12 protein-coding genes are annotated in these 11,710 nt (G+C 72.9%); 7 read left to right on the forward strand and 5 right to left on the reverse strand.

The features are described from left to right. Window positions 1-3 precede the first annotated feature (3 nt). Genes V6V47_RS10385 through V6V47_RS10405 form a run of 5 tightly spaced genes read right to left on the reverse strand, consistent with a single transcriptional unit; the run spans window position 4 to window position 4,034 of the window. On the reverse strand, window positions 4-696 hold the full coding sequence (locus V6V47_RS10385) for an NUDIX hydrolase (protein ID WP_334627879.1): 693 nt from the start codon (window positions 694-696) through the stop codon (window positions 4-6). Further along, complete coding sequence (locus tag V6V47_RS10390; RefSeq protein WP_334627880.1) at window positions 693-1,310, reverse strand: TlpA family protein disulfide reductase; 618 nt, start codon at window positions 1,308-1,310, stop codon at window positions 693-695. The genes V6V47_RS10385 and V6V47_RS10390 overlap by 4 nt, the downstream gene beginning before the upstream one ends. Further along, window positions 1,307-2,095, reverse strand: a complete 789-nt coding sequence (nth, locus tag V6V47_RS10395; protein ID WP_334627881.1) for an endonuclease III — start codon at window positions 2,093-2,095, stop codon at window positions 1,307-1,309. The genes V6V47_RS10390 and nth overlap by 4 nt, the downstream gene beginning before the upstream one ends. 41 nt (window positions 2,096-2,136) lie before the next feature. Beyond that, a complete protein-coding gene (locus V6V47_RS10400) occupies window positions 2,137-3,315 on the reverse strand; it encodes a CapA family protein (protein ID WP_334627882.1) in 1,179 nt (392 codons plus the stop codon). A gap of 56 nt (window positions 3,316-3,371) precedes the next feature. Next, window positions 3,372-4,034 carry an adenosylcobinamide amidohydrolase gene (locus V6V47_RS10405; protein WP_334627883.1) on the reverse strand — a complete coding sequence of 221 codons (663 nt, stop codon included), beginning with the start codon at window positions 4,032-4,034 and terminating at the stop codon, window positions 3,372-3,374. Between the two features lie 143 nt (window positions 4,035-4,177). Between V6V47_RS10405 and V6V47_RS10410 the strand changes: the two genes are divergently transcribed. From V6V47_RS10410 to V6V47_RS10440, 7 genes are all read left to right on the forward strand, one after another. Next, window positions 4,178-4,855: a Crp/Fnr family transcriptional regulator gene (locus tag V6V47_RS10410; RefSeq protein WP_007466162.1), complete on the forward strand. Its 678-nt coding sequence runs from the start codon at window positions 4,178-4,180 to the stop codon at window positions 4,853-4,855. A 131-nt stretch (window positions 4,856-4,986) separates the two neighbouring features. Next, window positions 4,987-5,730 (forward strand): metallophosphoesterase family protein, encoded by a 744-nt coding sequence (locus tag V6V47_RS10415; RefSeq protein WP_334627884.1) that lies wholly within the window; start codon window positions 4,987-4,989, stop codon window positions 5,728-5,730. Window positions 5,731-5,820: 90 nt separating this feature from the next. Continuing rightward, complete coding sequence (locus tag V6V47_RS10420) at window positions 5,821-6,426, forward strand: TetR/AcrR family transcriptional regulator (RefSeq protein ID WP_334627885.1); 606 nt, start codon at window positions 5,821-5,823, stop codon at window positions 6,424-6,426. A gap of 11 nt (window positions 6,427-6,437) precedes the next feature. After that, the gene (locus tag V6V47_RS10425) at window positions 6,438-7,235 is read left to right on the forward strand and encodes a TIGR03084 family metal-binding protein (protein ID WP_334627886.1); all 798 of its coding nucleotides are present in this window, start codon (window positions 6,438-6,440) and stop codon (window positions 7,233-7,235) included. Next, window positions 7,232-8,920 (forward strand): acyclic terpene utilization AtuA family protein, encoded by a 1,689-nt coding sequence (locus V6V47_RS10430; protein WP_334627887.1) that lies wholly within the window; start codon window positions 7,232-7,234, stop codon window positions 8,918-8,920. Before V6V47_RS10425 ends, V6V47_RS10430 begins: the two co-directional genes overlap by 4 nt. Then, window positions 8,917-10,110, forward strand: coding sequence for an acyl-CoA dehydrogenase family protein (locus tag V6V47_RS10435; RefSeq protein ID WP_334627888.1), 1,194 nt, complete (start codon window positions 8,917-8,919; stop codon window positions 10,108-10,110). Before V6V47_RS10430 ends, V6V47_RS10435 begins: the two co-directional genes overlap by 4 nt. Then, entirely contained in the window at window positions 10,107-11,708 is a 1,602-nt protein-coding gene (locus V6V47_RS10440; protein WP_334627889.1) for an acyl-CoA carboxylase subunit beta, read from the forward strand. The genes V6V47_RS10435 and V6V47_RS10440 overlap by 4 nt, the downstream gene beginning before the upstream one ends. The last annotated feature ends 2 nt before the right edge of the window (window positions 11,709-11,710 follow it).

The following is an 11,710-nucleotide window of genomic DNA, read 5'->3' on the forward strand; positions in this document are numbered from 1 at the left end:
CGGTCAGCGCAGGGCGGTCTCGTCGGCCTCGTCGGTGCCGGCCGAGGGCGCCGGGGCGGACCCGGTCGGCGGCAGCTCGACCACCCGGCTGCGCGACCACGGGCGGGCCCAGCCGCCCATCTCGAGCAGGGTGGCCAACACCCCCGCCGTGAAGCCCCAGACCAGCATGCCGCGCGCCGAGAACGCCGGCCCGATCCAGCCACTGGGATGGCGGACCCGCAGCCGGTTGGCCGGGTCGACCAGCTCGCTGACCGGCAGCCGGGCCACGTGCGCCACCTCGGCGGGCTCCCTGGGATGCACCGGGTGCGGATCGTGCCACCAGGCCAGCACCGGCGTGACCACGAAGTCGCTGACCGGGATCCAGAGCTTCGGCAGCTCGGCCAGCACCGTCACGCTGGCCGGGTCGAGGTCGACCTCCTCGTTCGCCTCGCGCAGCGCGGTCGCCCGGGCGTCGGCGTCCTCCGGGTCGGCCGCGCCGCCCGGAAAGGCGGGCTGGCCGGCGTGGTTGCGCAGGGTCGCGGCCCGTTGCAGGACGAGCACGTCGGGGCCGGCGCCGGGCTGCTCGCCGAGCAGCACCAGCACGGCGCTCTCCCGGCCACCCTCGGCCGGGGTGGTGAGCCGGGTGAAGTCCTCGGCGCGGGCCGTGCCCAGCCGCGTCAGCAACGGCTCGATCCAGTCGGGTGGGCGGCGGGTCATACCGGCACCCCCAGACCGAGGTGTACGCGGACCAGCTCGGCGAGCCGGGCATCGTCCAGCGCACCGGTGGCGTCGACGTGCCGGACCCGACCCTGCGCGTCGACGAAGATGGTCATCGGGATGGCGTTGCGCTTGAGCTCCCGTTGCAGCGCCTCACCCTGGTCCACCAGGACCGGGAACCGGACCCCGAAGTCCTCGCCGATGGACTGGGCGCCGCCGCGGCTGTCCCGGCTGTTCACACCGACGACCTGGAGTCGACCGGCCGCCCGCTCACTGAGCCGCTGGAAGGCGGGCAGCTCCTTGCGGCACGGCGGGCACCAGGATGCCCAAACGTTGATCACCGCCGGCCCGGCCACGCTCCGCAGCGCGATCGGTGCACCGCCGGTGAAGCAGGCCAGGGTCAGGTCGGGCAGCGCCGCGCCGCCCGTGGCGGGTGGGGCGGCAACCGGGCTGGCCGTGGGGGCCGTGCCCAGCGCGGCGCAGTCCTGGAACGGCGAGGGGCGCTCGGCGGCGGTCGGACGAGGTGCGGAGCCGTCACTCGCGCTGCCGGAGCCGGTGCACCCGGCGACGGTCAGCAACAGGGGCAGGACCAGCAGGGCGAGGCGGCGGTTCACGGGACCTCCGCGGCGACCGCCTGGGCGGGCACCAGCGCCGGGTCGACCCCGGCGGCCACCGCGAGGTCGCGCGCCCGGGGGCCCTTGAGCAGCTTCACGGCGACGGTCGGGTCGGTCGGGCCGGTGCCGTACGAGGGGCAGAGCCTGGCCAGCGTGCACGCGCCGCAGGCGGGCTTACGGGCATGGCAGACCCGGCGCCCGTGGAAGATGATCCGGTGCGACAGCATGGTCCAGTCGCGCTTGGGGTACAGCGCGCCGATCGCGTGCTCGATCTTGACCGGGTCGGTCTCGGTCGTGAGCTGCCACCGGTGGACCAGCCGTTGGAAGTGCGTGTCGACGGTGATGCCGGGGACGTCGAAGGCGTTGCCGAGGATGACGTTGGCGGTCTTGCGGCCGATCCCGGGCAACGTCACCAGGTCGACGAGGCGGCCGGGGACCTGGCCGTCGTACCGGTCGAGGAGTGCCTGCCCCAGCTTGAGCAACGAGTCGGTCTTGTTGCGGAAGAAGCCGGTGGGCCGGATCAGCTCCTCCATCTCGCCCCTGTCCGCGCTCGCGTAGGCGGCGGCGGTCGGGTAGCGGGCGAAGAGCTTCGGGGTGACCTCGTTGACCTTCTTGTCGGTGCACTGCGCGGAGAGGATGGTGGCGACGGCCAGCTCCAGCGGAGAGCCATGATCCAGCTCACAGTGCGCGTCGGGGTGTGTCTCGGCGAGCACCCGATCGATCTTGCGGGCACGGCGTTTGCGCCCGAGGTCGGTCTCGCTGGCACCGGGAGGGCTACTGGTCACGACGGTCAGCCTACGTCGCGCCCCGGACGTTCCTTCCCGGGTCAGCCGCCGGCCGGCGGGGAGATCTTGCCCTGCCCGTCGAACCGGGCGCCGCCCTTGGGAAAGTCGCTGCGGGTCAGGTCGCCGATCAGGCCCAGGCCCCGGTCGTTCGCGTCCAGGGTCGGCTTGCCAGCGTCGTTCATGTAGGTCGAGGTGAACGAGCCGCCGGCCCAGGTGCCGTCGGGCTGGAGCGACACCTTCAGCACCCCACCCCAGCCGAGTCGGCCGTCGTTCTGCAGGGAGTTGCCACCGCCTGCGAAGTTGCCCAGGCTGTACGCGATCAGCCGGCCCTTGTAGAACTCCATGCCGCGCAGCACGTGCGGCCCGTGCCCGACGATCAGGTCGGCCCCCGCGTCGATCATGGCGTGCGAGAACTTGATCGGATCGCCCCGGTTCTCACCGAGGAAGATCTCCGTGCCCGGCTTGACCCGGGTCTGGGTGACACCCTCGCCGCCCATGTGCACCTGCACCACGACCAGGTCGGCCATCGTGGCCGCCTTGGCGACCACGGTCTTCGCCTTGGCGATGTCGACCAGACTGTTGGACCAGACGTACGACGAGAACCCGGCGATCGCGACCTTGACGCCCTTGATCTCGACCACGGTGATCTCGTCCGGGGCACCGGTGTGCTCCAGGTCGTACTTCTCCAGCGCCTTCTGGGTGTTCGCGTAGCCCTTCGGCCCGTAGTCGTAGCCGTGGTTGTTGGCCTGGTTGAGCACGTCGAAGCCGGCGTCGCGCAGGTGTGCGGCGTACTCCGGTGGCGCCCGGAACTGGTAGCAGCGGGTGGAGTTGGCCCCGCACTTGCCGGTGCCGGTGTCCACCGTCAACGGCTCTTCCAGGTTGCCCATCACCAGGTCGGCCTTGAGCGCCGGGATGACCGAGTTGAAGAAGCCCTTGCCACCTGCGGGGGGCAGCCGGCTCGGGGCGTTGGCCATGATGATGTCGCCGGTGGCCGAGAGCGAGATGGCGCCACCCGAGCCGGGGGCCGAGGGACTGCCGCTGGCCTTCGGCCCGGCCGTGGCCGCGGGCGCGCCGGTGCCACCGCCGCCCGCGCCGGGCCGCCAGAGCGGGTCGCTCCCGGACTGGCCACAGGCGGCGAGGAGCAGGACGGCCAGCAGCGCGCCGACACCGAGAGCGGCGCGGCGGGGCGGGCGGGGCGCGGAGGGGACGGGAGCGTGCATCGTTCGCGACCTTACCGGGCCCAAAACGCGCCGACGAGGGCCGATCGGTCCGATGTTCAGCTGGTCACCTGGTCCGACCAGGGCACGACCGGCCGATCGCCGCCGGCGAGCACCGCCGCGTGCACCGCCCGGGCCAGCGGAGCGCCCCAGGTGGAGCGCGGTCCGCCGTACGCGGCCTCCGACCCGTCCACCGGGCAGAGGACGGTGACCGCGTCGGTCGGGGTGCCGGTGGCTGCCAACCCCAGCTCCATGATCGCCTGGGTCTTCGCCTCGGTCGCGGTGGCCACCGCGTTGACCAGCGCCGCGTCGGCGAGCCGGGCGGGGACGTACACCACGATGTTGACCGTGCCGACCGGCTGGGCGAGCACGGCCGGGGCCGGGGCGGCGGCCGGCACCGGTGTGCCGAGCCCGACGGTCGCCCAAGCTCGCACGCCGGTGTCGGTCCGGGCGACGACCTCGGCCACGTCGACGCCGGTCAGCAGGCCCACGCCGGGCCCGTCGAGGGCCAGGTCGGCGGCGAGCGCAGCCAGGTGCGCCGCCGGGTCGTCCCGGTCGTACGACATCGACACGGTTGCGTTCAGCACCCAGCGCCGGACCCCGATGCCACCACCGAGCGGACCGCTGCTGATCGCTCGTAGCGGCCCTTCGGAACGCCAGACGAGCAGCGGGGCGGCCCGCCCATACTCGGCGCGGCTGGTCAGGGTCGGCTCGCTCAGCACGTCGGGCAGGTTACGCCCACGGATCAAGATTCCAGGGGCGACCTCTGATTCATGCTCATGTGCGCCTAGACTTGGCGACGCGCGAGGGGATCAGCGGACGGCGGCCCCGGCCGACGGACGGCACGCGCAACCGGAGGTGCGCGATGGACGAGGTACTGGCCCGCAGCGGGATCTTCCAGGGTGTCGACCCGGAAGCTGCCGAGGCGCTCGCCAAGGAGATGGAGACGATCGAGGTCCGCAAGGGCGAGATCGTCTTCAATGAAGGCGAGCCCGGCGACAGTCTCTATATCCTGCTGTCCGGAAAGATCAAGGTTGGTCGCCGCGCAGCGGACGGCCGGCAGAACCTGATCGCGGTGATGGGCCCATCGGACATGGTCGGTGAGCTGTCGCTCTTCGACCCGGGTCCGCGTACGGCAACCGCCACCGCGGTGACCGACACGCGACTGGTGCGACTGCGCAAGCAGGCGCTCCGGCCCTGGCTGAACAACCGCCCGGAGATCGCCGAGCAGCTCCTCCGGGTGCTCGCCCGGCGGCTGCGCCGGACCAACGACTCGCTCGCCGACCTGATCTTCACGGACGTGCCGGGTCGGGTCGCCAAGAATCTGCTCCAGATGGCCGGTCGTTTCGGCACCCGCGATGGCGGCGTGCTGCGGGTGACCCATGACCTCACCCAGGAGGAGATCGCCCAGCTCGTCGGCGCCTCCCGCGAGACGGTCAACAAGGCGCTGGCCGACTTCGCCTCGCGGGGCTGGCTGCGGCTGGACGGCAAGAGCATCATCATCCTCGACCCGGAGCGCCTGGCCCGCCGCGCGCGGGTCTGACCACCGCTGTCGTAGCCTCCCGGCCCGGATCGCTGTTGGCGGTCCGGGCCGGTGCTGTTTCCAGCGGCGCTGGCGTCTGCCCGGCGCAGAATTTCTGGACTCGGCGCAGCGCCCGCCGTCATGGTGAGACCATGCCGAACCGAGTTGCCGTGCTCTCCGACATCCACGGGGTCCTGCCCGCGCTGGAGGCCGTGCTGGCCGAGCCGGACGTCGCCGCCGCCGACCTGATCATGCTGACCGGCGACATCGCGGCCGGCCCGCAGCCGGTCGAGGTGCTGGACGTGCTCGCCGGCCTGGGTGACCGGGTCTGCTGGGTCGGTGGCAACGCGGATCGCGAGTTGGTCGAGGCCCGCAGCGGCCGCCCCGCGTCGATCGAGGTGTCGAACTGGGCCGCCGGGCAGCTCCGCGATGACCACCTCGCCCGGCTGGCCGCACTGCCGCCGACGGTGACCCTGGAGATCGACGGCCTCGGCCCGACGCTGTTCTGCCACGCCACCCCCCGCGACGACGAGGAGGTCGTGCTCGTCGACTCCCGGATGGAGCGCTGGGCCGAGGTCTTCGCCGGCCTCCCGGCCGAGATCGGGACCGTGGTCTGCGGACACACCCACATGCCGTTCGCCCGGCTGGTCGACCGCCGCCTGGTGGTGAACCCCGGCAGCATCGGCATGCCGTACGGGGGCGCGGGCGCATGGTGGGCACTGCTCGGGCCCGGCGTGCAGCTGCGCCGGACGCACTTCGACGTGGACGCGGCCTGCGCCCGGGTGGCAGCCGAGTCCACCTACCCCGACGCCGCGGCCTGGGCCGACGAGTACGTGCGCTCCCAGTACAGCGACGCCGAGGCGCTCGCCGTCTTCGCCCCCCGCGACGGCCGCTGACTCGGGGACGTCGCCCTCGCCGCCCGTCGCGACGCGCGAGAAAAAAAAGTCAGGCTTGACTGTTTGTTTCGTAGACCGCAGGCTGTCCCCGTGTCCGCCGCATCGACCCGCGTCCCTCAACAGGAGCGCAGCCGTGCCACCCAGGCCCGGCTGCTGGAGGCGACCGTCGACTGTCTGGTCGAGCACGGCTGGTCCGGCACCACCACGACCGTCGTCGCGGCCCGGGCCGGCGTCTCGCGCGGCGCTCAACTGCACCACTACCCCACCAAGGCCGCGCTGGTGACGGCCGCCGTGGCCCACCTGGCCGAGCGCCGGGCCGGCGAGTTACGTACGGAGGCCGAGGCGCTGCCGGCCGGCCCGCAACGGCTGGACCGGGTGGTCGACCTGCTGGGTGCGGCCTTCACCGGGCCGCTCTTCGTCGCCGCACTCGAGCTCTGGGTCGCCGCCCGCACCGACCGGGAGCTACGGGACGCGTTGGTGCCGCTGGAGGCGACCGTCGGCCGGGAGATGCACCGGCTCACCGTCGCCCTGCTCGGTGTCGACGAGCGCCGCCCCGGCGTCCGCGAAGCGGTGCAGGCCACCCTCGACCTGCTCCGGGGCCTCGGGGTGGCCAACCTGCTCAGCGACGACTCAGCCCGCCGTACCGCACTGCTCGCCACCTGGAAACGCCAGCTCGCCACCCTCCTCACGCCCTGACCGGAGGCACCATGGTCGACCTCAAGGACCTGCTCGCGGATCTGGCCGACGAGTCCGCGCAGCTGGACGCCCTGGTGAGCCCCCTGCCGCCGACGGAGTGGGCGCGCGCGACCCCTGCCCCGGGCTGGAGCATCGCGCACCAGATCGCGCACCTCGCCTGGACCGACCACGTGGCGCTGCTGGCCGCGACCGATTCCGAGGCGTTCTTCGCGACGGTGACCGCCGCGCCGGACGTGACCCGACTGGTCGACGTCGGCGCGGACCAGTTCCTTGCTCCGCCGCCCGAGCTGCTCGCCCGCTGGAGAGCCGGCCGGGCAGGGCTCGTCGACGCACTGGCCACCGTGCCGGCAGGTGAGAAGCTGCCCTGGTACGGCACGCAGATGTCGACCACCTCGATGGCGACCGCTCGGATCATGGAGACCTGGGCGCACGGCGAGGACGTGGCCGACACGCTCGGCGTCACCCGGCCGGCCACCGACCGGCTCCGGCACATCGCGCACCTCGGTTTCCGTACTCTCGGGCACGGCTTCGCCGCCCACGGCCGTGCGGTGCCGGCGGCGCCGGTGCGGGTCGAGCTGGCCGGGCCCGCCGGCGACACCTGGGCCTGGGGCCCGGCCGACGCCGCGAACCGGCTCACCGGCCCGGCCCGGGACTTCTGCCTGCTGGTCACCCAGCGTCGGCACCGGGCCGACCTGTCCCTCGTGCCGACCGGGCCGGTCGCCGACGAGTGGCTCGACGTGGCGCAGGCGTTCGCCGGCCCGCCGGGCATCGGCCGCGGGCCGGTCGGCGAGGACGGGGCGGGGGCATGATCCGGATCGGTAACGCCTCCGGCTTCTACGGCGACCGGTTCAGCGCCTGGCGGGAGATGCTCGACGGCGGCGAGCTGGACGTGCTGACCGGCGACTACCTGGCCGAGCTGACCATGTTGATCCTCGGCCGGGACCGGCTGCGTGACCCCGACCTCGGCTACGCGAAGACCTTCCTGCGCCAGTTGGAGACCTGCCTCGGCACGGCCCTCGACCGGGGGGTCCGGATCGTGACCAACGCCGGCGGTCTGAATCCGGCCGGCCTGGCCGCCGCCATCGACCGGCTCGCCGGCCGGCTGGGCGTCCCCGCCCGGGTCGGGTACGTCGAGGGCGACGCGCTCCAGCGGCCCGACGCACTGACCGCGAACGCCTACCTTGGCGCCTTCGGGATCGCCGCCTGCCTCGACGGCGGGGCCGACGTGGTGGTCACCGGGCGGGTCACCGACGCCTCGCTGGTGGTCGGCCCGGCCATCGCCCGTTACGGATGGGGCCGCGACGACCTGGACGCGCTGGCCGGGGCGACGGTCGCCGGACACCTGATCGAGTGCGGTGCGCAGGTCACCGGCGGCAACTTCAGCTTCTTCACCGAGCTTCCCGACGGCGGGCACCGGCCCGGCTTCCCGATCGCCGAGGTGCATCCCGACGGCTCGACGGTGCTTACCAAGCACCCCGGCACCGGCGGCGCGGTCACCGTCGAGACGGTCACCGCTCAGCTGCTCTACGAGGTCGGCGGGCCCGCGTACCTGGGGCCGGACGTGGTGACCCGGCTGGACACCGTGACGCTGCGTCCCGACGGACCGGACCGGGTCCGGGTCTCCGGCGTCCGGGGCACCCCGCCCCCGTCGACGCTCAAGGTGGGCGTCAACAACCTCGGGGGCTTCCGCAACTCGATGACCTTCGTCCTCTGTGGCCTGGACATCGAGGCGAAGGCTGCCCTGGTCCGTGGGCAGATCGAGGAGGCGGTGGGCAAGGACGGGCTGGAGTTCGTCCTGGCCCGCACCGATCACCGGGACGCCGTCGACACCGAGGCGGCCAGCGCCCTGCTGCACGTACACCTGCGCGACAGCGACAAGACGCGGGCCGGGCGGGCCTTCTCGGCCGCCGCCGTGGAGCTGGCGTTGGCCTCGTACCCGGGCTGCACGCTCACCACCCTGCCGGGCGACGCCACACCGTACGGCGTCTTCACCGCCGACGCGGTGCCGCAGGACGAGGTGGCGCACGTCGCGGTGCTGCCCTCTGGCGAGCGGGTGCCGATCGCCGCACCGGACTGCGCCGTTTCGACGGCTGAGGCCGAGCCGCTGCCTGCGGCCGCCGCGCCGGCAGTCAGCGAGCAGACCCGGCGCGGGGCGCTCGGTGAGCTGGTCGGCGCGCGCTCCGGGGACAAGGGCGGCGACGCCAACCTCGGCGTCTGGGCACGCTCCGATGTCGGGTACGCCTGGCTGCGCGACTGGTTGACCGTCGGGCGGCTCGCCGAGCTGCTGCCGGAGACCACTCCGCTGTCCGTGCAACGGCACGAGCTGCCGAACCTGCGCGCGGTCAACTTCGTGATCGAGGGGCTGCTCGGGGCGGGGGTGGCCGCCTCCACCCGGTTCGACCCGCAGGCCAAGGCGCTCGGTGAGCTGCTGCGCTCCCGGATCGTCGACCTACCGGTCGACGTGCCGACCGGGCCAGCCGGGGACGCGGCATGAGCATCGTGGACACCCCCGAACGGCGGCAGCTCCGCGAACTGATCCGGGCCTTCGCGACCCGCGAGGTGTTGCCGCACCTGGACGACTGGGAACGGGCCGGTGAGGTGCCCCGGGCACTGCACGCCACCGCGGCGAAGCTCGGCCTCCTCGGCATCGGCTTCCCCGAGTCGGTCGGGGGCAGCGGCGGTGACCTGCTCGACTCGATCATCGTGACCGAGGAGCTGATCCGGTCCGGTGGCTCGTCCGGCTTGGTCGCGGCGCTGTTCACACACGGCATCGCGTTGCCGCACATGGTGGCCGCGGCCGGTGCCCGTACCGGAGGCTCGCTGGGCGGCCGGCTCGGTGGCGGGCCGACGGCCGCGAGTGACCTGGTCGAACGGTACGTCCGGCCCACCCTGGCCGGCACGATGATCGGCGCGCTGGCGATCACCGAGCCGGACGGCGGCTCGGACGTCGCCGGCATCCGCACCTCCGCCCGCCGCGACGGCGACCACTACGTGGTGAACGGGTCGAAGACCTACATCACCAGCGGGCACCGAGCGGATTTCGTCACCACGGCGGTCTGCACCGACTTCCCGGGCAGTGGCGCGCTCACCCTGCTGGTCATCGACAAGGGGCTCCCCGGGTTCACCGTCGGACGCCGGCTGGAGAAGCTCGGCTGGCACTGCTCGGACACCGCCGAGCTCTCCTTCGCGGACGTACGGGTGCCGGTGTCGAACCGGATCGGCGCGGAGGACACCGGCTTCCTGGCGATCATGGAGCATTTCGCGGCTGAGCGGCTCTCGCTGGCCACCCAGGCGTACGCCACCGCGCAACGCTGCGTCGAGCTGGCCGTGCGCTGGTGCCGGGACCGGGAGACCTTCGGCCGTCCGCTGGCCAGCCGGCAGCTGATCCGGCACCGGCTGGCCGAGATGCACACCAGGGCCGAGGCGGCCCGGGCGTACGTGCACGAGGTGGCCGGCCGGGTGGTGGCCGGGGAGCCGGTGGTGACCGAGGTGGCGATGGCCAAGAACGTCGCGGTGGCCGCCTGCGACCACGTCGTGGACCAGGCGTTGCAGCTGCACGGCGGTTTCGGCTATCTGCGCGACGCCGAGGTGGAACGGCACTACCGCGATGCCCGCATCCTCGGCATCGGCGGCGGCACCACCGAGATCATGAACGAGATCATCGCGAAGGGCATGGGCCTGTGAGTACGTTGAGCAGCGCGGTCGACCCGTCCGCACCCGCCTACGCGGCCAACCGCGCGGCGCTGCTGGACCGGCTCGCCGAGTTGGACGCCGCGTTGGGTCAGGCCCGCGCGGGCGGCGGCGAGAAGTACGTGAGCCGGCACCACGCGCGCGGCAAACTGCTCCCCCGGGAGCGGATCGAGCTGCTGTTGGACGCGGACAGCCCGTTCCTGGAGCTCTCGTCGGTGGCCGCGTTCGGCACGGACTTCCCGGTGGGGGCCAGCGTGGTCACCGGCATCGGGGTCGTCGAGGGCGTGGAGTGCCTGATCATCGCGAACGACCCGACGGTACGCGGCGGCGCCGTCAACCCGTGGTCGCTCGCGAAGACCCGGCGGGCCGGTGAGATCGCCCTGGCCAACCGACTGCCGATGGTCAACCTGGTCGAGTCGGCGGGGGCGGACCTGCCCACCCAGGCGGAGATCTTCATCCCGGGCGGTCGGGTGTTCCGCGACCTCACCCGGCTCTCGGCGGCGGGCATCCCGACGGTCAGCGTGGTCTTCGGTAATGCCACGGCCGGTGGCGCGTACGTGCCCGGCATGTCCGACCACGTGATCATGATCAGGGACCGGTCACAGGTCTACCTGGCCGGGCCGCCGCTGGTGAAGATGGCCACCGGCGAGGTCACCGACGACGAGTCGCTGGGCGGCGCGGCGATGCACGCGAGCACTTCCGGGCTCGCCGACCACCTGGCCGAGGACGAGCGCGACGGCATCCGGCTGGCCCGGCAGTGCGTCCGCCGGCTGAACTGGCGCAAGCAGGGCCCGGCGGCGCGGACGCCCGTCCCGCAGCCGCCGAAGCACGACCCGGAGGAGCTGCTCGGCATCGCCAGCGCGGACCTCAAGGTGCCGTTCGACCCGCGTGAGGTGCTGGCCCGCATCCTGGACGGCAGCGACTTCGACGAGTTCAAGCCGGCGTACGGCGGCGCGCTGGTCACCGGCTGGGGCGAGCTGCACGGCTACCCGGTGGGCGTACTGGCCAACGCCCGGGGGGTGCTGTTCAGCGAGGAGGCGCAGAAGGCGGCCCAGTTCATCCAGCTCGCGAACGCCGCCGACACACCACTGATCTTCCTGCAGAACACGACCGGTTACATGGTCGGCACGGAGTACGAGCAGCGCGGCATCATCAAGCACGGCGCACTGATGATCAACGCGGTGTCCAACTCGAGGGTGCCGCACCTGACGGTGAACCTGGGCGCCTCCTACGGGGCCGGCAACTACGGCATGTGCGGCCGCGCGTACGAGCCGAGGTTCCTGTTCACCTGGCCGAACGCCAAGTCGGCGGTGATGGGTCCGGCGCAGCTCGCCGGGGTGCTCTCCATCGTGGCCCGACAGGCCGCCGCCGCCCGGGGTCGCGACTACGACGAAGAGTCCGACGCGGCGATGCGGATGATGGTCGAGCAGCAGATCGAGTCGCAGTCCGGCGCGCTCTTCCTCTCCGGCCGGCTCTACGACGACGGGGTGATCGACCCCCGGGACACCCGAACCGTCCTCGGGCTCTGCCTGTCGGCGATCCACAACGGACCGGTGAAGGGCGCCGACGGGTTCGGCGTCTTCCGGATGTAGGG

It is taken from the genome of Micromonospora sp. CPCC 205539, assembly GCF_036906815.1.
GTDB lineage: Bacteria > Actinomycetota > Actinomycetes > Mycobacteriales > Micromonosporaceae > Micromonospora.

Bases quoted from the DNA above. Each gene is read 5' to 3' on its own strand.
- V6V47_RS10385 (WP_334627879.1), bottom strand. From the start codon at position 696: ATGACCCGCCGCCCACCCGACTGGATCGAGCCGTTGCTGACGCGGCTG.
- V6V47_RS10400 (WP_334627882.1), bottom strand. From the start codon at position 3,315: ATGCACGCTCCCGTCCCCTCCGCGCCCCGCCCGCCCCGCCGCGCCGCT.
- V6V47_RS10410 (WP_007466162.1), top strand. From the start codon at position 4,178: ATGGACGAGGTACTGGCCCGCAGCGGGATCTTCCAGGGTGTCGACCCG.
- V6V47_RS10415 (WP_334627884.1), top strand. From the start codon at position 4,987: ATGCCGAACCGAGTTGCCGTGCTCTCCGACATCCACGGGGTCCTGCCC.
- V6V47_RS10425 (WP_334627886.1), top strand. From the start codon at position 6,438: ATGGTCGACCTCAAGGACCTGCTCGCGGATCTGGCCGACGAGTCCGCG.
- V6V47_RS10430 (WP_334627887.1), top strand. From the start codon at position 7,232: ATGATCCGGATCGGTAACGCCTCCGGCTTCTACGGCGACCGGTTCAGC.
- V6V47_RS10435 (WP_334627888.1), top strand. From the start codon at position 8,917: ATGAGCATCGTGGACACCCCCGAACGGCGGCAGCTCCGCGAACTGATC.